Annotated in this window: 1 pseudogene; it reads right to left on the bottom strand. The window is 42.4% G+C overall.

Features of this window, described 5'->3' with window-relative positions:
- Positions 1–231: pseudogene (locus RYX56_RS25580) on the bottom strand (23S rRNA (uracil(1939)-C(5))-methyltransferase RlmD); the annotation flags it as partial.

The raw sequence follows: 231 nt of genomic DNA, 5'->3' as shown, positions 1-231 counted from the left end.
CGAGCGTTTTTCTCTCATCTGTAATTGGAATTTGGTGGTAAGTAAGAAGTTCAGCTAGGCGATTCGCTATCACTTGGGTTTCCTTATCTTGTACCAAGCAGTCTTTTAACTCTACGAGGTAATGAGAGTTTTGCGCATACAAACCTGCCTTGACCTGATTGTTGAATTTTCGAGTCTGGAATTGAAGCTTAGCACGGTAGTACTTTGGTTCCTGCATTCCGATAGTTGGAC

This window comes from Alkalihalophilus lindianensis, from assembly GCF_032843265.1.
Lineage (GTDB): Bacteria > Bacillota > Bacilli > Bacillales > Bacillaceae_D > Alkalihalophilus > Alkalihalophilus lindianensis.
This window is presented reverse-complemented; position numbering and strand designations above follow the sequence as displayed.